Annotated in this window: 19 protein-coding genes; 5 read left to right on the top strand and 14 right to left on the bottom strand. The window is 63.1% G+C overall.

The features are described 5' to 3' along the window. Positions 1-3: 3 nt before the first annotated feature. Both ACVMIM_RS20645 and waaF read left to right on the top strand, forming a co-directional pair. Positions 4-945, top strand: coding sequence for a glycosyltransferase (locus ACVMIM_RS20645; RefSeq protein WP_476114204.1), 942 nt, complete (start codon positions 4-6; stop codon positions 943-945). Between the two features lie 60 nt (positions 946-1,005). Then, positions 1,006-2,025 carry a lipopolysaccharide heptosyltransferase II gene (gene waaF, locus ACVMIM_RS20640; RefSeq protein ID WP_476114203.1) on the top strand — a complete coding sequence of 340 codons (1,020 nt, stop codon included), beginning with the start codon at positions 1,006-1,008 and terminating at the stop codon, positions 2,023-2,025. A 3-nt stretch (positions 2,026-2,028) separates the two neighbouring features. On the opposite strand, the gene ACVMIM_RS20635 is transcribed toward waaF, so the two are convergent. Continuing rightward, a complete protein-coding gene (locus ACVMIM_RS20635; protein WP_476114201.1) occupies positions 2,029-4,014 on the bottom strand; it encodes a hypothetical protein in 1,986 nt (661 codons plus the stop codon). 14 nt (positions 4,015-4,028) lie between these two features. Next, positions 4,029-5,543 carry an NAD(P)H-hydrate dehydratase gene (locus ACVMIM_RS20630; protein WP_476117312.1) on the bottom strand — a complete coding sequence of 505 codons (1,515 nt, stop codon included), beginning with the start codon at positions 5,541-5,543 and terminating at the stop codon, positions 4,029-4,031. Between the two features lie 348 nt (positions 5,544-5,891). Here ACVMIM_RS20630 and ACVMIM_RS20625 point away from each other — a divergent pair, with 348 nt between their 5' ends. Both ACVMIM_RS20625 and glnA read left to right on the top strand, forming a co-directional pair. Then, on the top strand, positions 5,892-6,230 hold the full coding sequence (locus ACVMIM_RS20625) for a P-II family nitrogen regulator (RefSeq protein ID WP_040994665.1): 339 nt from the start codon (positions 5,892-5,894) through the stop codon (positions 6,228-6,230). A gap of 43 nt (positions 6,231-6,273) precedes the next feature. Further along, the gene (gene glnA / locus ACVMIM_RS20620) at positions 6,274-7,683 is read left to right on the top strand and encodes a type I glutamate--ammonia ligase (RefSeq protein ID WP_278048419.1); all 1,410 of its coding nucleotides are present in this window, start codon (positions 6,274-6,276) and stop codon (positions 7,681-7,683) included. 176 nt (positions 7,684-7,859) lie between these two features. Here the strand turns inward: glnA and ACVMIM_RS20615 are convergent, their stop codons facing one another. Beyond that, the gene (locus ACVMIM_RS20615) at positions 7,860-8,900 is read right to left on the bottom strand and encodes a glutamine synthetase beta-grasp domain-containing protein (RefSeq protein WP_040994661.1); all 1,041 of its coding nucleotides are present in this window, start codon (positions 8,898-8,900) and stop codon (positions 7,860-7,862) included. 312 nt (positions 8,901-9,212) lie between these two features. On the opposite strand from ACVMIM_RS20615, the gene ACVMIM_RS20610 reads away from it, so the two are divergent. Continuing rightward, positions 9,213-9,407, top strand: a complete 195-nt coding sequence (locus ACVMIM_RS20610; protein WP_476114199.1) for a DUF2735 domain-containing protein — start codon at positions 9,213-9,215, stop codon at positions 9,405-9,407. Between the two features lie 79 nt (positions 9,408-9,486). On the opposite strand, the gene ACVMIM_RS20605 is transcribed toward ACVMIM_RS20610, so the two are convergent. The 11 genes from ACVMIM_RS20605 to rpsM all read right to left on the bottom strand — a co-directional run bounded on the left by ACVMIM_RS20605 (position 9,487) and on the right by rpsM (position 21,177). Further along, positions 9,487-11,376 carry an MFS transporter gene (locus tag ACVMIM_RS20605; protein WP_476114197.1) on the bottom strand — a complete coding sequence of 630 codons (1,890 nt, stop codon included), beginning with the start codon at positions 11,374-11,376 and terminating at the stop codon, positions 9,487-9,489. Between the two features lie 247 nt (positions 11,377-11,623). After that, positions 11,624-12,415 carry an ATP12 family chaperone protein gene (locus ACVMIM_RS20600; RefSeq protein WP_476114195.1) on the bottom strand — a complete coding sequence of 264 codons (792 nt, stop codon included), beginning with the start codon at positions 12,413-12,415 and terminating at the stop codon, positions 11,624-11,626. A 115-nt stretch (positions 12,416-12,530) separates the two neighbouring features. Beyond that, positions 12,531-13,406: a DMT family transporter gene (locus ACVMIM_RS20595; protein WP_476117311.1), complete on the bottom strand. Its 876-nt coding sequence runs from the start codon at positions 13,404-13,406 to the stop codon at positions 12,531-12,533. 45 nt (positions 13,407-13,451) lie between these two features. Next, entirely contained in the window at positions 13,452-14,432 is a 981-nt protein-coding gene (locus ACVMIM_RS20590; protein ID WP_040994651.1) for an RluA family pseudouridine synthase, read from the bottom strand. Positions 14,433-14,584: 152 nt separating this feature from the next. Continuing rightward, positions 14,585-15,412 carry an aspartyl/asparaginyl beta-hydroxylase domain-containing protein gene (locus ACVMIM_RS20585; RefSeq protein ID WP_040995269.1) on the bottom strand — a complete coding sequence of 276 codons (828 nt, stop codon included), beginning with the start codon at positions 15,410-15,412 and terminating at the stop codon, positions 14,585-14,587. A 184-nt stretch (positions 15,413-15,596) separates the two neighbouring features. Continuing rightward, a complete protein-coding gene (locus tag ACVMIM_RS20580; protein WP_040994649.1) occupies positions 15,597-16,907 on the bottom strand; it encodes a replication-associated recombination protein A in 1,311 nt (436 codons plus the stop codon). Positions 16,908-16,954: 47 nt separating this feature from the next. After that, on the bottom strand, positions 16,955-18,442 hold the full coding sequence (locus ACVMIM_RS20575; protein ID WP_476114193.1) for a DegQ family serine endoprotease: 1,488 nt from the start codon (positions 18,440-18,442) through the stop codon (positions 16,955-16,957). Positions 18,443-18,634: 192 nt separating this feature from the next. After that, positions 18,635-19,066, bottom strand: coding sequence for a 50S ribosomal protein L17 (gene rplQ / locus ACVMIM_RS20570; protein WP_040994642.1), 432 nt, complete (start codon positions 19,064-19,066; stop codon positions 18,635-18,637). 104 nt (positions 19,067-19,170) lie between these two features. Continuing rightward, positions 19,171-20,181, bottom strand: coding sequence for a DNA-directed RNA polymerase subunit alpha (locus ACVMIM_RS20565; RefSeq protein ID WP_040994640.1), 1,011 nt, complete (start codon positions 20,179-20,181; stop codon positions 19,171-19,173). 97 nt (positions 20,182-20,278) lie between these two features. Next, positions 20,279-20,668 (bottom strand): 30S ribosomal protein S11, encoded by a 390-nt coding sequence (gene rpsK / locus ACVMIM_RS20560; protein WP_006205444.1) that lies wholly within the window; start codon positions 20,666-20,668, stop codon positions 20,279-20,281. 140 nt (positions 20,669-20,808) lie between these two features. Continuing rightward, on the bottom strand, positions 20,809-21,177 hold the full coding sequence (rpsM, locus tag ACVMIM_RS20555; RefSeq protein ID WP_027170351.1) for a 30S ribosomal protein S13: 369 nt from the start codon (positions 21,175-21,177) through the stop codon (positions 20,809-20,811). Between the last annotated feature and the right edge of the window lie 118 nt (positions 21,178-21,295).

Genomic DNA, 21,295 nt, shown 5'->3' with positions numbered 1-21,295 from the left:
GAAATGCGAATAACGCTTGCGGCCCAGGGCCTTATACCGTGCAAAGGCTATGGCGGCATCCAGCGGCAGGTCGAATGGCTGACCACGGAAATGGTCAAGATGGGGCATCGGGTGACATTGATCGCCGGCCCGGGATCGTCGCATCCGATGTGCGAGGTCCGCCACGCGGTGACCAATGACGAGTGCCGCGCGGCCGTGCCCAAGGACACCGACATCGTCCATCTCCACGCCTGGAAGGTCGAGGTTCCTTTTCCGACGCTCAATACCGAGCGCGGCCATCTGCCGGACTATCCAAGGCCGCAGCCGAACTGGAGCTTCATCAGTGCCCGCCATGCCGAGCTGCATGGCCGCAAGACCTTCGTCTACAACGGCTTTCCGGTGGATGCCTATCGCCTGGCCGCGACGAAGAACGACCATCTGTTTTTCATGGCGGCCATCGCGCGGGCCGGAAAGGGCCTCAACCGGGCGGTGGACCTGGCGAAAAAGTACGATTTCAAACTCGATATCGCCGGCGGCTCGCGCTGGAAGCTGCTCGGCCGCAGCAAGACGCGACGCGAGGGCGTGTTCTTCAAGAGCCTGTCGCCGCGCTTCCGCTACCACGGCATGGTCGACGGCGAGCCGAAGGTGCGCCTGTTGGGCGAGACCAAGGCCTTTCTGAACCCGATTTCCTGGGAAGAGCCTTTCGGCAATGCGCCGGTCGAATCCATGCTGTGCGGCACGCCGGTCTTGACCACGGCACGCGGTGCGCTGCCGGAAACCGTCGATGCGGACACCGGCCGGTTCTTCGACACGGATGAGGAGTTCGCGCGCGGTTTCGGTGAAATCGCCGGTTTGTCGGCGCAAAGATGCCGCGAATCCGCGGCAGACCGGTTTCCGATCCAGAAGGCCGCCAAAGCCTATCTCGGGCTCTACCGCCGTATTCTTGATGGCGAAGCGCTTCCGTGAGACATCACGCAGGTGTCCCCTGTCAAAGGTGGCCGTTCCGGATCGAAAAGGTTTCGCGCATTGCGCCCCATCCTGGTTTTCTGCCTGCCGGCGATCGGTGATTTCATCCGCTGTCACTCGGCCATCCGGATCATCGCCGAAAGATTCCCAGGCCAGCCGGTCGATATCATCACCTCGAGGATTGCCGCGCCGCTGGCGCGGCTGATGCCGCATGTCCGTAAGGTCTGGATTGCGGAAAAGCACTGGAAGCCGGGGCTGAAGGAGCGGGCTGGCTTGGCGCGCGAAATCCGCAAGGAGAATTACCAGGCGGCTTATATGCTCACCAGCAGCACCAAGGCTTCGCTGGTGCCGTGGCTGGCCGGAATACCGGAGCGCATCGGCTATCCGCGCGAGTTCCAGTTCGGCATAGTCAACCGACTGCCCGCCGGTTGGCTGAAATCGATGGTGGCCTTCGGTACGCGCAAGACGCGGCTGGTGGAACAGGTCTGTGCAATCGCACGTCTCGGCAAAAGACCGGCCGAAGACCTACCGTTGCCGGCGCCGCAGCTTGTCGTTTCCGCCGAGGAGCTTGCCGGCTGGCGCCAGCGCAACGGGATCGACCCGGCGAAACCGGCGATTGCCCTCTATACGTCCGATTTTGCCAACAAGCGCTCATGGCCGATGGAGCGCTTCGTCTCGATTGCGCGCGACTATATTGCCCGAGATTGGTCGGTCTGGCTGATCGGCGGGCCGCGCGAGCGGCAGGCTGCGGCCGAGATCAAGGCTCAGTTGCCCATGGCAGTCGATTTCACCGCGACACCCGATATTGCGGAGGCCATGTGCCAGATCGCGGCCTCGACCATCTTTCTCGGCGTCGATGGCGGCATCTCTCATGCCGCCGGGGCGCTTGGCGGCCCGTGTGTGCTCATATACGGCACGAACCGCGCCTATGTGCACGGCCCGGTAAACGAACAGGTGATCTTTCTCGAACCGCCGATTTCGACGCCGGATTGGGTGGAGAGCACGCGCGCCGTGAGCGAAGACAGGGTTCGCGAAGCGCTGGCGGCGGCGATCCGAAAACACGCGCCGCAATTCGCCTGACCTTTATTCCTCGGCTGCCGCGCCAAAGCCGGCACCCATGCTCGCACGGGCCGCGGTCGCCCATGGCGTGGCGTGATTGTCGATGCGCATCTGGAAAATGAAGTAGGTCGGTGAGCAGAAGCCTATGCCTTTGACCTTGGCCGCGCCCGGCGTGTCCGCCGGCAGTGACTGGCACATATAATCCTCGCGGCAGAAATGGTCGGCCGAGCAGGCTGGACGGTTGCCGCGATTGACGGCGCCGCCGAGGCACTGGTCGAAATTGTTGGTGGCCACGCAGATGTCGAACTTTTTGCCCCCGACCAGTCCGCAGATTTCGCTGGGCATCGGCTTGCCCGGTTTGAAGGCGGCGAAGGCGCGATCCTTGTCGTCGCAGGCACGATAGGCGAAGCCACCCGGCACGCCGATCTTAGGCGGCCGGCAGGTATAGGCGGTGCGCGAGATCGCCGGCGCAGGAGCGGCGAACTGGCCGGTGATCTTGTAGCGGTCGTTGAAAGGCTGCGCCGCGTTGCTGGCGATCCCGCCGGTAAGGCAAGGATGGCCGGAAAACATCGCCGGACTGTCTTTCGGCAGCAGGCATTGCGCCAGTTTGGTCTTCACCCCCGAAGCCGTCGCGATCGGCGTGCAAACCGTGCCGGCGCCGCATTCCCAGGTGCCGCCGAAGCGGCTTGCGTCTTCCGGCATCAGGCATGGCATCGCCGGTTCGGCCGGCGCATAGGCGATCTCGCCAGTGTCCTTCCAAGCAGCGGGCGGCGCGAAGGAGAGCGGGCGAAAACGGTTGGGCTCCCTGCCCTCGGCGGTCGCTTGCAGCCATGCCTCGCGGCGCGGAATCTCCGCATGGAGATGCGGCGAGATGCCGACCTCGAGACGGTTGAGCGGCGAGGTCGTGGCATCGTCGAGGCCGATGAAATGGAAGCCGGCGGTCGAACCCGCCTGATGGCAGCCCTGGCAGGCGCCGTTGTCGAGCCGCTCGACCAGGGCTTCCGGTGTGCGCAGCAGGGACAATTTCGAGTAGTCGAGCCCGGCGAAGTCCTTCGGATCGAACAAGGGCGTGAACGGGTGATTGGCTTGCCTCGCGCTGCCGAAGGTCGACCAGGAGATGACTTTCCGGGCCAGGAACTCATCGGGAATTTCGTAGACGCCGAGATCGACTGCCGCGGCATTGGCGCGAACATAGTCGGCAAGCCGGGCTTTCAATTCCGCATCCTGCCCAAGCCGAGCCGTGTCGGGTGTATTTTCCAACGGCTTCTCGCCGACCGTCGCGCCGTCGATGCTGAAGATGCGCATCAGGTAAGCGGCCTGGCCGCCGAATTCGGTTTCCTGGCCGGAAGGAAAGCGCACCACCTGCGCGTTGAACTCGAGCTGCTTGAAGGATAGCGAAGCCTTTTCGAGCGGCCCGCCAGTCAGCCAGCCGGCATCGACCGTTTCGTCGAGCTGCGGCTTCCAGAGGCCGGCAGCGCCTGTGCAACCGCCGTCGGCGTCCGGAGCGACGCTATATATGGCGCTGAAGTTGAATGGCAGGCGCGAGGCCAGTTGCTTGCCGTTCTTTTTGAACGAATATGCGAGGCGATAGATGAACCTCACCTCGCCGCAGTTCGTCTCGCTGCCAAATGCTGCGAAATCGCGCCGGTCGAGCCGGTTGACGACGCCGACCAGACGGAAGCGCGCGGCGCTCGTCTTCAGCCAGCGCATGTCGATGATGCGGCCGACATTGCCGTCGGTCACTTCGTAGAGGGTGCGGCCGCCGGCCTTCATGTCGGCGCGCAGCGCGGCGACGTCGGCGGCCACGGTGTCGACGATGGCGTGGTAGGCCGGTGCGGAGTCGTAGAGGGATTTCAGCTCATCCTTGCCGTCGACGCCAAAGAGACCGGCGAAACCATATCCGTTGGCGTCGAGCGTAGCGAGCAGGCTCGGATCGTCGACGATGGTGACCGGTCGATCGGCGCGCGCCGATTGCGCGGCGAAAGCCGTCAGGAGAAGGACCGCAATCATGAACCCCAGCCGTTTCATCGGACAGCGCTCTGCGTCAGTTCGCTGAGAACAGGCACGATGGCCAGAGGCAGGTCCTCTGCGATCAAACCCGGCCCAAAACGACTGCCGGCTTCGGCATGGATCCAGACTCCCGCGCAAGCCGCTTCGAAGGGCGGCATGCCTTGCGCGAGAAGCCCGGCGATAATGCCCGCCAGCACGTCGCCTGAACCGGCGGTGGCAAGCCAGGGCGCGCCGTTGCCGTTGATCGCGGCGCGGCCGTCGGGCGCGGCAATCACGCTGTCGGCGCCCTTATAGACGATCACGGCATTGGCGCGCTGTGCGGCTTGGCGCGCCTTGGCCAGCTTCGACAGCGCCTTGTTGTCGGCAATGTCCGCAAACAACCTGCCGAACTCGCCCTCATGCGGCGTCATGATCAAGGCCGGCGCGTCCGGCCTGCCGGCGGCCTCGAACAGCGTCGGGGCCGCATTGCGGAAAGAGGTGATGCCGTCGGCGTCGAGCACGAGGCCCTCGACGCCGTCCCGGCGGTTCTTGGCGAGCACGGCGAGCGTGAAATCGCGCGCCTTGTCGCCGATGCCGAAGCCGGGGCCAAGGACGAAGGCGGACGGCCGGCGATCGCCGATAAGGTCATGCACGTCCTCGACCGCATCGACCTTGCGCAGCATGATCGAGGTCAGATGCGCCGCATTGACCTGCATGGCGTTGGCAGGCGACAGCACGGTGACGGCCCCTGCCCCGCTTCTTGCGGCCGCAAGCGCTGAAAGGCGCGCCGCGCCCGTCGCCGACGGTCCGCCCGAAAAGACGCTGGTGTGGCCGCGCCTGTATTTATGCGTGTCGACGGCCGGCGCGGGAAAGTTCTGGATCCAGAGCCCGGGCAGGTTCTCGAAGGCTTGCGGCGCGATCTCGTCGATGATCTCGTCGCGAATGCCGATGTCGGCCAACACGACCTCGCCGCATCGCTCGCGGCCGGGCAGAAGCAGGTGCCCAGGCTTCTTTCGCGCGAAGGTCACCGTGAGCGCCGCGCGAAATGCCGAGCCCAGGACTTCGCCGCTTTCGCCGGAAACGCCCGAAGGCAGGTCGATCGCGACAACCGGCAGGTTCATCGCCGTCACGATGTCGACCGCGCCTTTGGCGTCGCCGGTGAGAGGTTTCGACAAGCCTGCGCCATAGATCGCGTCGACGACCAGCGAGCCGGCTTCCGCGGTGAAGGCCGCAAGCGGGCGCCGTTCCGGGGCACAGTCAGCCGCCGCGAGCGCGGCGTCGCTGCCTGCCCGCGGTTTGCCCGATGCCCACAGGGCCACATCGACGCCGGCCTCGGCCAGCAGCCGCCCCACGACATAGCCATCGCCGCCATTGTTGCCTGGGCCGCACAGCACGTGCACCTTCTTCGCGCCAGGGTAGCGCCCCATCACGACGGCAGCGACCGCCTCGCCGGCGCGCTGCATCAATCCATAGCCGTCGAGCGGTCCGGCCGCGATCGCCAGTCTGTCGGCCTCGGCCATTTCGGCCGACGATAGAAGTTCATTGCGCATGGGATTGCCGATCTCCATGCGATCAAGCATTGTCCAGTTTTCGGTTCGAAGCAAACCAGTGCGATCGCGGCATTATCCTGCACATGCGATGGCATACGGGAGGATTCTGCCTGCAAATTGCGCCGTTTGCCCATTTTTTGCGCAGACCTGAGGAGGAGCGATGTATAGGCTTTGGGCGTCCATGACGCATCCGATGCAGCGGATGACGCGAATTTGTATCCGTATGCGGCATGGGCTCGAAAACACCCCTCGCCGCCTGCACTCCTCACGATTGGCACAGTTCGTGCTTGATGGAGGCGCAAGCGGGGCACACAACCCGTCTTCTTGGCAGTGGAGGCCACTTTTTACATGAAAAAGATCGAAGCGATCATTAAGCCATTCAAGCTGGACGAAGTGAAGGAAGCGCTTCAGGAGGCCGGATTGCAAGGCATCACGGTCACCGAGGCCAAGGGCTTCGGTCGCCAGAAGGGTCATACCGAGCTTTATCGCGGCGCTGAATATGTCGTCGACTTCCTGCCCAAGGTGAAGATCGAGGTGGTGCTCGGCGACGACGCCGTCGAAGGGGCCATCGAGGCCATCCGCAAGGCGGCGCAGACCGGCCGCATCGGCGATGGAAAAATCTTCGTCTCCAACGTAGAGGAAGTCGTGCGCATCCGCACTGGCGAGACCGGCATCGACGCCATCTGACCTTCAACCCATTCCGGACGTCATCACACAGGGAAGAAATGACATGACGACAGCCAAAGACATCATGAAGCAGATTAAGGACAACGACGTAAAATTCGTCGACCTGCGCTTCACGGATCCGCGAGGCAAGCTGCAGCATGTGACGATGGATGTCGTCGAGGTCGAGGAAGACATGTTCGCCGATGGCGTCATGTTCGACGGCTCCTCGATCGCCGGCTGGAAGGCGATCAACGAGTCCGACATGGTGCTGATGCCCGACACCGACACCGTCCACATGGACCCGTTCTTCGCGCAGTCGACCATGGTGATCCTGTGCGACATCCTCGATCCGATCTCGGGCGAGGCCTATAACCGCGATCCGCGCGGCACCGCCAAGAAGGCAGAAGCCTATATGAAATCCGAAGGCATCGGCGACCAGGTCTTCGTCGGCCCGGAAGCAGAGTTCTTCGTGTTCGACGACGTCAAATACAAGGCCGATCCCTACAACACCGGCTTCCGCCTCGACTCGACCGAGCTGCCGTCCAACGACGACACCGATTACGAGACCGGCAACCTCGGCCACCGTCCGCGCATCAAGGGCGGCTATTTCCCTGTGCCGCCGATCGATTCCTGCCAGGACATGCGCTCCGAAATGCTGACCGTGCTCGCCGAGATGGGCGTGCGCGTCGAGAAGCATCACCATGAGGTTGCCGCCGCCCAGCACGAGCTCGGCATCAAGTTCGACACGCTGGTGCGCAACGCCGACAAGATGCTGATCTACAAATATGTCGTGCACCAGGTCGCCAATGCCTACGGCAAGACGGCCACCTTCATGCCGAAGCCGGTGTTCGGCGACAACGGCTCGGGCATGCATGTCCACCAGTCGATCTGGAAGAACGGCAAGCCGACCTTCGCCGGCAACGAATATGCCGGCCTGTCGGAGACCTGCCTCTATTATATCGGCGGCATCATCAAGCACGCCAAGGCGATCAACGCTTTCACCAATCCGCTGACCAACTCCTACAAGCGTCTGGTGCCTGGCTATGAGGCGCCGGTGCTGCTTGCGTATTCGGCGCGCAACCGTTCGGCTTCCTGCCGCATTCCGTTCGGCTCCTCGCCGAAGTCGAAGCGCGTCGAGGTCCGCTTCCCCGATCCGGGCGCAAACCCCTATCTCGGCTTTGCCGCCATGCTGATGGCAGGCCTCGACGGCATCAAGAACAAGATCCATCCGGGACAGCCTATGGACAAGGATCTCTACGATCTGCCGCCGAAGGAACTGAAGAAGATCCCGACCGTCTGCGGTTCGCTGCGCGAGGCGCTGCAGAACCTCGACAAGGACCGCGGCTTCCTGAAGGCCGGCGGCGTCTTCGACGACGACCAGATCGACTCCTATATCGAGCTGAAGATGGCCGAAGTCATGCGCTTCGAAATGACCCCGCATCCGGTCGAGTACGACATGTACTATTCGGTCTAAGCGACTGCGTTTCCGACAAAAAAGAACCCCGGCGCAAGCCGGGGTTTTTTCGTGGCCAAATGCATGGAAGCCGCAATGGGGCTGGCACGACCTTCACGAAAAAGCCCCGGTGGTCCTTTCCACCGGGGCTTTTTCCATAGGCTGACGCAGGCCTTCGGGCCCGCACCGATAAGGGATCAGGCCGCAGCCGAGACCTTCGCGTCGGTCGGGACTTGCGAGATCGTCTTCAGGACCTGCGAGGCGATCTGGTAGGGGTCGCCCTGCGAGTTCGGGCGACGGTCTTCCAGGTAACCCTTGTAGTCGTTCTTGATGAAGGAATGCGGCACGCGGATCGAAGCGCCGCGGTCGGCGACGCCGTAGGAGAACTTGTTCCACGGCGCGGTCTCGTGTTTGCCGGTCAGGCGCTTGTCGTTGTCCGGACCGTAGACGGCGATGTGGTCCATCAGGTTCTTCTCGAACTGCGCCATCAGCGCCTCGAAATAGGCTTTGCCGCCGACTTCGCGCATGTATTTGGTCGAGAAGTTGCAGTGCATGCCCGAACCGTTCCAGTCGGTGTCGCCGAGCGGCTTGCAGTGGAACTCGATGTCGATGCCGTATTTTTCGGTCAGGCGCAGCAGCAGATAGCGCGCCATCCAGATCTGGTCGGCGGCCTTTTTGGAGCCCTTGCCGAAAATCTGGAATTCCCACTGGCCCTTGGCCACTTCGGCGTTGATGCCTTCATGGTTGATGCCGGCGGCGAGGCACAGGTCGAGATGCTCCTCGACGATCTGGCGGGCGACGTCGCCGACATTCTTGTAGCCGACGCCGGTATAATACGGGCCCTGGGGGGCCGGATAGCCGCTTTCCGGGAAGCCGAGGGGACGGCCGTCCTTGTAGAAGAAATATTCCTGCTCGAAGCCGAACCAGGCGTCCTCGTCGTCGAGGATGGTCGCGCGGCTGTTCGACGGGTGCGGCGTGACGCCGTCGGGCATCATGACCTCGCACATGACGAGGGCGCCGTTGGTGCGGGCCGGATCCGGATAAACCGCCACCGGCTTCAACACGCAGTCCGAGCTGCGGCCTTCGGCCTGGTTCGTCGAGGAGCCGTCGAAGCCCCACAGCGGCAGCTGCTCGAGCGTCGGGAACTCGGCAAACTCCTTGATCTGGGTCTTGCCGCGCAGATTGGGGGTCGGGGTGTAGCCGTCGAGCCAGATATACTCGAGCTTGTATTTGGTCATTCCAGTGCCTCTCGTTGCTTGGACGCTGCCATGACGGCATCGACGCATGGCCGGACCGAGCCGGCCTGCCGATGGTTAAAAAGCAAATCGTATGCCACTCCGATCTTGCGGGGTGCGGCAAAATGGTCAGGGCAAAGCGTTGATTTTCCTGAGCCGCCTCAGCAATGCGTCCCGATCGTTCAGCGACCGATGTTGCTCAAATAATGTGCATAAGATGATCTTTTCGTAGGCATATTGCCTAAAGGAATCGCAGAACCTATCTTGGTGGAAAGGTGAATCGAGACGCTCCTGGAAAGACAAGGAGGATCGGCAGTGCAAGTTACGCCATCGCGTCCGTCGGCAAAAATCCTGATGTTCCCGCTTGCAGCACGCAAGTCTGCCTCAAATTTAGGCGCCAAGGCTAAATTCGCAGCAGAGCTTGCAGCGCTTCGCGGCGAACTGGCCGACTTCGACGGCTGGTACCACGAAGCGGCGATCGAGGAAGAGAACCAGCAGCGTAAGAGCTGATCGCCTCTTTGAGTTCAGGAACGAAAAAAGCCCGGCGCGATCGCTCGCGCCGGGCTTTTGTTTGAGCGGATGACCGAGGTCACTCCTTGGCGTGGAGGTCGGTGCCGAGCGTGTCCCTGACGAAGATCATGCCGATGATGAGCGACATCGCCGCGATGATCACCGGGTACCAGAGACCGTAGTAGATATCGCCCTTATAGGCGCTGAGCGCGAACACCGTTGCCGGCAGCAGGCCGCCGAACCAGCCATTGCCGATGTGGTAAGGCAACGACATGCCGGTATAGCGGATGCGGGTCGGGAACATCTCGACGAGGATCGCGGCGATCGGCCCATAGACCATGGTGACGAACAGCACCAGGATGAACAGGATGCCGATCGTCAGCGGCCAGTTCACGGCGGCGGGGTCGGCAACCATGGCGAATGGACCGCCGCCCGGGATGTTATAGACGGTGATCTCGGGCGCGCCGGCCGCTTCCTCCTTGGTCAGCAACTTGTCTGCGATCGCCTTGTCCACCGGAACGGTCGTCTTCTCGCCGCCGCGGATCGCCGCGGCATCGAGCTTCAGTTCCGGATTGGCCGCAATGAAGGCGTCAAGCTTCTGGTCCGGCACCTTGGCCGCCGCGCGCTTCAGCGGATAACCACCGTCCTGCAACGACATGTTGACTGCCTTTTGGAAGGCGGCCTCTTTGGCCTTGGCCTGATCGCCGGCGGCGACGGCGTCATAGGATTCCACCGTCTCGTTGCCGATCTTGACGGTGGCCGCAGTCCCAGGCGCGGCTGTCGTCACGACGTCATAAGGCACCGAGTTCTTGGTCAGGAACGAAGTGGCGATATCGCAGGATGTCGTGAACTTCGCCGTGCCGACCGGATTGAACTGGAACCTGCAGTCGCCGGGAGCCGCCGTCACCGTAGCGCGCGTGTTCTGCTGGGCGGTGGCCAGCGCCGGATTGGCGGCCCAGGTCAGCGCCTTGAACAGCGGGAAGGTGCAGACGATGGCGAGCGCGAGGCCAGCCATGATGATCGGCTTGCGGCCGATCTTGTCGGACAGCCAGCCGAACACGACGAAGAAGATCGAACCGACCGCAAGCGCGATCGCGATCATGATATTGACCGACTGCGCGTCGACCTTCAGCACGTTCGTCAGGAAGAACAGCGCATAGAATTGGCCGTTGTACCACACGACCGCTTGGCCGGCAGTGAGGCCGAGCAGCGCCAGGAGCGCGATCTTGGCGTTCTTCCACTGGCCGAAGGCTTCCGACAGCGGCGCCTTGGAGCCCTTGCCCTCTTCCTTCATGCGCTGGAAGGTCGGCGATTCCGAAAGCGACAGCCGGATCCAGATCGAAATGGCGAGCAGCAGGAAGGAAACGATGAAGGGAATGCGCCAACCCCAGGCCGCGTAGGTTTCCTTGCTGAGCGAGCCCTGCACGATCAGGATGACGACCAGCGACAGGAACAGGCCGAGCGTCGCCGTGGTCTGGATCCAGGAGGTGTAGAAGCCGCGGCGGTCGTCAGGCGCATGCTCGGCGACGTAGGTTGCGGCGCCGCCATATTCGCCGCCGAGCGCCAGCCCCTGCAGCATGCGCAGCACGATCAGGATCACCGGCGCCGCGATGCCCCAGCTGGCATAGCCGGGCAAAAGGCCGACCAGGAATGTCGACAGGCCCATGATCGTCATAGTGACGAGGAAAGTGTATTTGCGGCCGACGAGGTCGCCGATGCGCCCGAACAGCAATGCGCCGAACGGACGGACAAGGAAGCCGGCCGCAAAGGCCAGCAGCGCGAAGATGTTGCGCGTCGCTTCGGGGATGGTCGGGCTGAAGAAGGTCGCGCCGATGAATGCGGCCAGCGAGCCGTAAAGATAAAAATCGTACCACTCGAACACGGTACCGAGCGAAGAGGCGAAGATGACCTTCTTTTCCTCCCGCGTCATGCCGCGGCTTGTTCCGCCGGCAGTCGATGCCATTGCCATTGATGTATCCTCCCGTGGATCCCGTCTGTCCTCGATGGTTGCGCGCCAGCGTCCGCGCACCTGCGAACGCGGACTCGAAAAAAGCAGCCAACGAAGGAAAAAATGACAGAAAGGGCGGACGAAAGGCACCGCGACGATGGGATTATGACTTTGGTATTAGGTGCGCTGCGAGAGCGGCGCGACGCTTGTGGGATGGCTCAAGCTTCGCGCAATTCTTGGACGGAAAGCCGCTGCCCTGGGAATTGCTTTAGCCTTGCAGCGCCTCGAGCAGGCTGACCGCCGCCATCATGTCGCGCTTGCGGGCCGAGCGACGTGCCATCGCCTCGGCGTCCTGGCCCCAATGCTCGATCTGCCAGTCCTCGTCGACATGGGCCGCGGCCCAAGCCTCCTCGGCGTCGATCTCGCCGAAATCGACGGCCAAAGCCAGCAGCGCCGAACCGGTCAGTGCCGTCATGACATGGATGGCGGCCAGCCGCATGGGCTCGGAGCGCTGGCCAAGATGCGCGCCGAGGATGGCGATCGCTTCGCGCGGCTGCTCGACATGGATGACACCTTCGGCGAGGTTGAAGCGCGCCCCGAGGCTGCTGCGTGCCCAATCGAGCACCGGATCCCAGAGCTTGTTCTGACGGTCGATCAGGCCTTGCGGACTGTCGGCGCGATAGCAGAGCAGATCGGACGAGGCGAAGCGCAGCACATCCTCCAGCACCGCCTGCGGGTCGGAGGCGACGCCGTCGATGGCGGTGTTGACGAGCCGCATCACGGGCATCGTCACGGGATCGATGACCTCGGTCTGGGCGCTGAATTCATCGGCCACCAGTGCTGCAGCCTTTTCGGTCGGCAGCACCATCACGGCCTTGCCCGGCGTGCGCACGGGCCGGCCGTCGAGATGCACCGCAAAACCGTTTTCCACCGGGACAACCGAAACGGCCTTGTAGAAACGCTTCGGCAGCGGTGTCTTCATCTGGATCTGGGCGCGCCGCACCGGATCGGGATCGGAAAGCAATTTTCCGGCTTCGAGGTCTTCGAGAATGTCGCGCATGCCGAACTCCTTAGAGCAATTCCGCGAAAAGTGTGAAGCGGTTTTCCGTCCGGAATTGCTCCAAAACAACAAAGAGATAAGGCAGCTTGCCGTTTCCGCGAAGCGGCGAGCTGACTTAGGGTGCTGGCTGCCTGCGTGCCGGTCGGTTGACGATGATCAGCCCGGCCGCGATCAGGCCGAGTGCCAGGATGATCCTGACCGTCGGCGGCTCGCCCAACAGCACCGCGCCGCACAGAACGCCGAACACCGGCGAGAGGAAGGCGAAGCTCGACAGGCCGGCCGCCGGATAGCGCGTGAGCAGCCAGAACCACAACACATAGGTGAAGGCGACGATATAGAAAGACTGGAACAGCAGTGCCAGTGTCGGCAAGGCTGCCACTGCGCGGATTGGCGGGCCCGCGAAAGGCATCACCAGGACGCCGACGACGGCGGCGCCGGCCAGTTGATAGAGCAGCAGTTTCTCCGCGCGCGTCTCGACCAGCTTCGATCGCTTGATGACGATGCTGGTCGCCGCCCAGAGAATTCCCGAGCCGAGACTGAGCAGATCGCCGGTCAGTGTCGCGTCGCTGCCGGCAACGATGCCGTCGGAGAAAACCGCCGCCAGGCCGCAGAAGGCGAGAACAAGACCGCCGAGCTTGCGCGCGTTGATGCGCTCGCCAAGCAGGAAATGGCCGCCGATCAGCACCCAGAAGGGCATGGTGTTGACCAGGAGCGTGTTGCGGGCAACGGTCGTGTATTCGAGCCCGATATAGAGGCACAGGAACTCGACGCCGAAGAGCACGCCGACGACGATGCCGGCGACCAGCGTGCCATCCGCTTCGAACAGCTTGATGCCGCGTAGCCGGCACCACGCGAAGACGCAAGCTCCCCCGATGAGCGAACGGGCGATCGAGACGAAGACAGGGTCGTAGCCTGCATAGGAGACCTTGGCGGCGACGTAGTTCAGCCCCCAGGAGAAGGTCAGCCCGACCATGATGGCCGCCGCCGCCATGTCGACCGCATCGCGGCGATCCAGTACGGACGCAGCAGTCAAATCTCAGTCCTCCGCGCTCTGTTCGTCGAAGCCGAGCAGGTTCCAGCTCTGGCGCATGTGTGGCGGCATCGGCGCCGTGACGTCAATCACGCCCTGGTCGGGATGCGGGATGACGATGCGGCGGGCATGGAGATGCAGACGGTTCTGGATGCCGCCTGGGAATTCCCAATTGGTGTCGGCTTCGAAATATTTGGGATCGCCGATGATCGGGCAGCCGATATGGGCGGCGTGGACGCGAAGCTGATGGGTGCGGCCGGTGTAAGGCTCCATTTCCAGCCATGACAACGACTGCGCCGCCTGCTCGACGACACGGTAATAGGAGACGGCATGATCGGCGCCCTTCTCGCCATGCTTGGCGATGCGTACGCGGTCGCCGTCCGGCGTCGCCTCCTTGACCAGCCAGGTCGAGATCTTGTCCTCGCGCTTCGCCGGCACGCCCTTGACCAGCGCCCAATAGGTCTTCTTGGTTTCTCGCGCGCGGAACGCTTCCGAAAGCTTCATCGCGGCGAGACGGGTGCGGGCCACCACCAGCACGCCGGACGTGTCCCGGTCGAGGCGGTGGACCAGACGGGGCTTCTCACCCTTCTGGTTCCGCCAAGCCTCCAGCATGTCATCGACATTGCGGGTGACGCCGGAACCGCCCTGCACGGCGAGCCCCGCCGGCTTGTTGAAGACGAAGACTTTCGGGTCCTCGTGCAAAAGCATCTTGGCGAGCACGTCGGCATCGCCCTGGTTGCGGATCGAGTGGCCGGTGAGCGGCGCATCGCCCTTCTTGTCGACGTCGAGCGGCGGGATGCGCACGGATTGGCCGGGCTCGACGCGCGTATCGGCCTTCACCCGGCCGCCATCGACGCGAATCTGGCCCGAACGCAAGAGCTTTTGCAGGTGGCCGAAGCCGAGGCCCGGGTAATGGACCTTGAACCAGCGGTCGAGCCGCATGCCCGCCTCGCCGGCCTCAACCGTGATCTGTTCAACACCTGCCATGGATACGCTTTTCCGTTTGAAAGCGGCGCCATAGCACTAAGGCGAGGATGTTGCGAGCCAAAGACCCAACAAAGCCGGACGATTACCCCAAGAGCAGACATCCGAGGCTCGGCCCAATCCGGCCAGGCCACGAGATTGAAGAGGCGTCGTGATCAGTTGGCGGCGGCCTTCGGCTTGGACGAGCCGATCATCTTCCAGTTCTTGTAGAAGACCGAATTGATGCGCTCCACGCTGACCGAGACGATGGAGAGGAGGCCAGCGATCAGTTTTGGGAATGGAGACGGGCGGATGATGTCGACGAAGACGCAGTAGCGGCGGCCGTCATATTCGTTGACCGAACGATGGAACAGTGTGTCGTCGAAGATGAACAAAGGATTGTCGTACCAATAGTTCTTCTTGCTGCCGCACTGGACGAAGATCTCCGCCTGCACCGGGATCAGATTGTAGAGAATGCGCAGGCTGAGACGAAGCGGACCGAAATGCCAGGACGTGGATTCACGCTTGCTGAAAACGGATACCGCGATCGTCTTGATGTATTTGTAGTCCTTGTTGAACTCGGGAACGTTGTCGATCTTGTGCTTGCCGTACCACTGGTAGACATACATGCCGCGCCGGCCGGCGCCGAAATTGGCGTCGATGTCGGCGATGATCTCGTCCTTGCGGGCCTTGAAGACGCCCAGGACCTCGTTGATCTCGCGCTGGTAGTCCTCAGGGAACTGCTCGGGCTTCCATACGCCGGGGTTGCGGTAGCAGAGAAGGTCGACGATCAGGTTGAACGGCGACAGCAGCCAGGTGAACAGGCCATTGCCGAGGAAGTAGCGGTCGAAAAGCTTCCAGTCCTTCTGGTCGTTGCGCATGACATCGATCAGGCCGCAGACGACCCAGATCGCGGTCAGGATCGGGATGAAGTAGAAGGCGAGCGCGAGAACCACGACCGCGACGGCGGCCTTGCGGAGCGACTTGACGGTTTGCTTTTTCATTGTCATTCGCGCGGGAGCGCGATCCTGTTCCATGGGACAAAATCACGGCGACCCCCGCCAGCCGTGCGTCTTGATAGGATTTTTTATTTCCCGGCACAATGCCGTCGCGCAGGCCCACCGGCCGGCCAACATAAATATTCGGAATTAGAAGGCTCGAAGCATGCCGACCACCGGGCCGCGCAAGTCAGCTGTTCCGTTCGCTGCGCAGCTTCGCCCAATATTCCAGCCGCTTGCGGATATCGCGTTCGAACCCGCGTTCCGGCGGATCGTAGAAAGTGTGCCGGCCCATCTTTTCCGGAAAATAATCCTGGCCGGAAAACGCGTCCGGCTCGTCATGGTCGTAGCGGTAGCCGGCGCCGTAATCCTCCTGCTTCATCAGCTTGGTCGGCGCATTGAGGATGTGCTTGGGCGGCAGCAGCGAACCGAACTCCTTGGCCGCCGCGGTCGCAGCCTTGAAGGCCGTGTAGACCGCATTCGATTTCGGCGCGGTGGCGAGATAGACGGCGGCCTGGGCGAAGGCGAGCTCGCCCTCGGGCGAGCCAAGATAGTCATAGGCGTCCTTGGCCGCATTGGCGACGACAAGCGCCTGAGGATCGGCGAGCCCGATATCCTCCACCGCCATGCGCACCAGCCGGCGGCCGAGATAGAGTGGATCCTCGCCGGCATCGAACATGCGGGCAAGATAATAGAGCGCCGCATCCGGATCGGAGCCGCGCACCGATTTGTGGAGCGCCGAGATCAGATTGTAATGGCCATCCTGGCCCTTGTCGTAGATCGGTGCGCGGCGCTGGATGACGCGCTGCAGTCCTTCCGGGCCGAACACCTCGCCTTTCTTGGCGGCGCGCCACACTTCCTCGGCCAGGGTCAGCGAGGCGCGGCCATCGCCGTCCGCCATGCGGATCAGCATCGCGCGCGCCTCGTCGTCGAGCGGCAGCGCCCTGCCCTCGGCTTCTTCCGCCCGCGCCAGAAGCTTGGCGATGCTTTCCTCGCCCAGCGAACGGAACACCAGCACGCGCGCTCGCGACAGAAGCGCTGCATTCAGTTCAAAGGACGGGTTCTCCGTGGTGGCGCCGACCAGCACCACGGTGCCATCTTCCATCACCGGCAAAAACCCGTCCTGCTGGGCGCGGTTGAAGCGATGGATCTCGTCGACGAAGAGCAGCGTCTGGCGGCCGTTGGCGCGCCTGAGCTTCGCCGCCTCGAACACTTTCTTGAGGTCCGCGACGCCGGAGAACACGGCAGAGATCTGCTCGAAGGCAAGGTTAGTTTCGCCGGCCAGCAGCCGCGCGACCGTCGTCTTGCCGGTGCCGGGCGGACCCCAGAAGATCATCGAGCCGAGCGAGCCGGAATCGATCAACCTGGTCAGCGCGCCGTCGGGGCCGGTCAGATGCTCCTGGCCAACGACCTCGCCGAGGTTTTTTGGGCGCAGCCGGTCGGCCAGCGGCCGCCCGGGCGGCGCCTTTTCCGGCTCATCGGAACTGAACAGATCGGCCATGCAAGTCTTTTGTTTGAAACGCGATCTTCAGAGATGGGAAGACCGCCTCAATAGCGCAACACCTGGCGCAGTATCTGCCCACCGCGCTCCACCGTAAAGCGCCACCAGCGCGTGTCCTGCTGGGCAACCTGCGCCAGCGTCGCCGCGGTGTCGATGGTGGTGCCGTTCACCTCGCGCACGATATCGCCGGGCTGGAAGCCGAAATCGGCGGCCGGCGAATCGTGGCTGATATCGATGACGGTGACGCCCTTGAGATCGGTGCGAAGGCCAAGCCGCTGGGCAAGCCTGGGCGACAGCTCCGCGACCTTGGCGCCGGAAAAGGGACTGCGGCCACGCAGGGTGACCTCGCTGGGCTTGGCGCCTTCAGGCGCGCGCTCCAGCGGGATTTCGAGCGTCACCTGCTGCCCCTTGCTCAGCACGGCGAACGTCGCCTTGGTGCCGATCGACAGCGTCGCCATGCGGTAGTCGAGCGCCTCGATGCTTTCGACCGGCGTGTTGTTGAGCGACAGGATGACGTCGCCGGGCTTCAGGCCGGCCTTGCCGGCAGGCCCGGCCGCCTCAACGGACGACACCAGGGCGCCGGTCGGCTTCTCCATGCCGAGCGATTCGGCGATCTGCGGGGTCACCAGTTCGAATTCCGCGCCGATATAGGGACGCTCGAAGAAGTCCAGCCCGGCCTTGGCGGCGTCGGCGAAGGCGCGCACCATGTTCGAGGGAATGGCGAAGCCGATGCCAATCGAGCCGCCGCTGCGGCTATAGATCGCCGTATTGATGCCGACCAGCTGGCCGCCCATGTTGATCAGCGCGCCGCCCGAATTGCCGGGATTGATGGCCGCATCGGTCTGGATGAAATAGCCCGAATCCGAGACGCCGATATGGCTGCGGGCGAGTGCCGAGACAATGCCGCTGGTGGTGGTCTGGCCGACGCCGAACGGGTTGCCGATGGCGAGCACCAGGTCGCCGACCTCGAGCGCGTCGGAATCGCCGATGGCAATCACCGGGAAAGGCTTGTCGGCCGAGATCTTGAGGACGGCGAGATCAAGCGTCTCGTCCTTAAGCATGACCTTGGACGTGAATTCACGTCCGTCGGCGGTCGCGACCTTCACCTCGTCGGCGTCCTTGATGACGTGGAAGTTGGTGACAATGACGCCGCTCGGATCGACGAGCACACCTGAGCCCAGCGAGGACTGCGCGCGCGGCTGGGCGCGGCCGAAGAACTCCTCGAAGAAGGGATCGCCTTCGAAAGGCGACGTCACCTTTGCGGTTTGCGAGGCATAGACGTTGACGACGGCCGGGGCCGTCTGCTTGACCAGCGGCGCAAAGGAGAGCTGCACCTCCTCACGGCCGAACGGCACGCGCTTGTCGGGGCCGGACGTGCCGTTCTCGCCTTCGACCCCATGCAGCAGATCGGTCAGCACATCGGAGAGGCCCGGATCGGCCGGCTTGGCGGCATTCTCGGCAAAAGCCTGTCTTGCGGCCGGTGCAGCGGCGAAGACGGCCAGCGCGGCAACAAGAAACAGTCGTCTGAGGCGCATTTTCGAATCCCTCCAAATCGGGCGCCATTGTCCCGACGAATGTGCAGAATGAAAGGCTAATGCACACAAATGCGACACTTGTCGCGCAAAAGCTTGAGCCTGGGCACGAAATTTCGCTCGCCCGGCTCAAACCTGCTCCAAATGCAAAAGGGGCCCGCAGGCCCCTTGAAGTCATCGATGAAAAGCCAGGCCTCAGGCGGCCGCGGCTTCCTCATTGGCGCCTTCCGCCTCGATGCGGGCGCGGTCGGCGGCGCCCTTGGCCGAGGTGTCGCGATCGACGAATTCGATGACCGCCATCGCGGCGTTGTCGCCCTTGCGGAAGCCCGCCTTCATGATGCGCAGATAGCCACCGTTGCGCTGCGCGTAACGCGGCGCAATCGTGTCGAACAGGCGCTTCACGATCGGCTCGTTGCCGATCTGGGCGATGACCTGACGACGGGCGTGCAGGTCGCCGCGCTTGCCGAGCGTGACGAGCTTCTCGACGATCGGACGCAGGTCCTTCGCCTTCGGCAGCGTGGTGACGATCTGCTCGTGCTCGATCAGAGACACGGCGAGGTTGGCGAACATCGACTTGCGGTGGCTTACGCTGCGGGCGAAGCGACGGCCTTTGAAACCGTGGCGCATGGCTCTTTTCCTTCTTCAGTTGTTCAAGAGGCCACGGCCTCTGATGGTTTTCCGCATGACCGTCGGATCGAGCGGCTTTCGCCGCCGATCCTTGGAATTCATGCTCAATATTGGTCTTCGTAACGCTTGGCGAGATCTTCGATGTTTTCCGGCGGCCAGTCCGGCACTTCCATGCCGAGATGCAGGCCCATGGCCGCCAGCACTTCCTTGATCTCGTTCAGCGACTTGCGGCCGAAGTTCGGGGTGCGCAGCATCTCGGCTTCGGTCTTCTGGATCAGGTCGCCGATATAGACGATGTTGTCGTTCTTCAGGCAGTTGGCCGAACGCACCGAAAGCTCGAGCTCGTCGACCTTCTTGAGCAGCGCCGGATTGAAAGCGAGCTCGGTGACGGCTTCGGTGGCGACTTCCTTCTGCGGCTCGTCGAAGTTGACGAACAGCGCGAGCTGGTCCTGCAGGATGCGAGCGGCGAAAGCCACTGCGTCCTCGCCGGAGATCGAGCCGTTGGTCTCGATGGTCATGGTCAGCTTGTCATAGTCGAGCACCTGGCCCTCGCGGGTGTTCTCGACCTTGTAGGAGACCTTCTTGACCGGCGAGTAGAGGCTGTCGACCGGGATCAGGCCAATCGGCGCGTCCTCGGCGCGGTTGCGCTCGGCCGGCACATAGCCCTTGCCGGTGTCGACGGTGAATTCCATGCGGATCTCGGCGCCCTCGTCCAACGTGCAGATGACGTGGTCGGGGTTGAGGATCTCGACGTCGCCGACGGTCTGGATGTCGCCTGCGAGCACCGCACCCGGGCCCTGCTTGCGAACGACCATGCGCTTGGGACCATCGCCTTCCATGCGGATGGCGATTTCCTTGATGTTGAGCACGATATCGGTCACGTCCTCGCGCACGCCGGCGATGGACGAGAATTCATGCAGCACGCCGTCGATCTGCACGGCGGTCACAGCCGCGCCGCGCAGCGAAGACAAAAGCACGCGCCGCAGCGCGTTGCCCAGCGTCAGGCCAAAGCCGCGCTCAAGCGGCTCAGCCACCAGCGTGGTCAGCGTCTTCTTCTTCGACGAGAACTCGATCTTGTTCGGCTTGATCAGTTCCTGCCAGTTTTTCTGGATCATAAATGTCTTCCTTCCTTTGCCCCGCCACCATCCAATCGTGGCGGGCGACACGGAAAACCGCGGAGGAACGCCGTGGCGTTCGCGCGGCGCTTAAAAATCAGACGCGGCGCTTCTTGCGCGGACGGCAGCCATTGTGCGGGATCGGCGTCACGTCGCGGATCGAGGTGATGGTGAAGCCTGCTGCCTGCAGCGCGCGAAGGGCCGATTCACGGCCGGAGCCGGGTCCGCAGACCTCGACCTCGAGCATGCGCATGCCATGTTCCTGCGCCTTCTTGGCGACGTCCTCGGCAGCCATCTGGGCGGCGAAGGGGGTCGACTTGCGCGAACCCTTGAAGCCCTGGGCACCAGCCGACGACCAGGCAATCGAATTGCCCTGCGCGTCGGTGATGGTGATCATGGTGTTGTTGAAGGTCGAATTGACGTGGGCAACGCCCGACGAGATGTTCTTGCGTTCGCGACGGCGAACACGAGCGGCTTCCTTGGCCATGGTAGTCCTTTCAGTTGATCTCTACACCGCCGTAATGCCAGCGGCTCCACCTTGGGAAGGCAGTAGGGGAATAGGGCAGTAAGGGAGTAGGGAAAACGCTATCCCTATTGCCTTACTGCCCTACTCCCTTACTCCCTTAATTACTTCTTCTTGCCGGCGATCGCCTTGGCCGGGCCCTTGCGGGTGCGCGCATTGGTGTGCGTGCGCTGGCCGCGAACCGGCAGCGAGCGGCGGTGACGCAGGCCGCGGTAGCAGCCGAGGTCCATGAGCCGCTTGATGTTCATCGAGACTTCGCGGCGCAGGTCGCCTTCGACCTGGTAGTCGCGGTCGATCGTCTCGCGGATCTGCAGCACTTCCGCGTCGGTCAGCTGGTTGACGCGGCGGTCCGCCGGGATGCCGACCTTGTCGACGATCTCCTGGGCAAACTTCTTGCCGATGCCGTGAATGTACTGAAGCGCAATGACGACGCGCTTGTTGGTCGGAATGTTGACGCCGGCTATACGAGCCATTTTCTTCTCTTTCTCCATGTGGGCCGGATAAGCCGGCGCTGTTGCCCCGCGTCCGGTGGAGGCCGGCCCTTGCGGGAGTTTCCTGGTTCAAAGCCGATGCCTTGCCCGCAAGGGCAAG

The organism is Mesorhizobium sp. USDA 4413, assembly GCF_056280365.1.
This window is presented reverse-complemented; position numbering and strand designations above follow the sequence as displayed.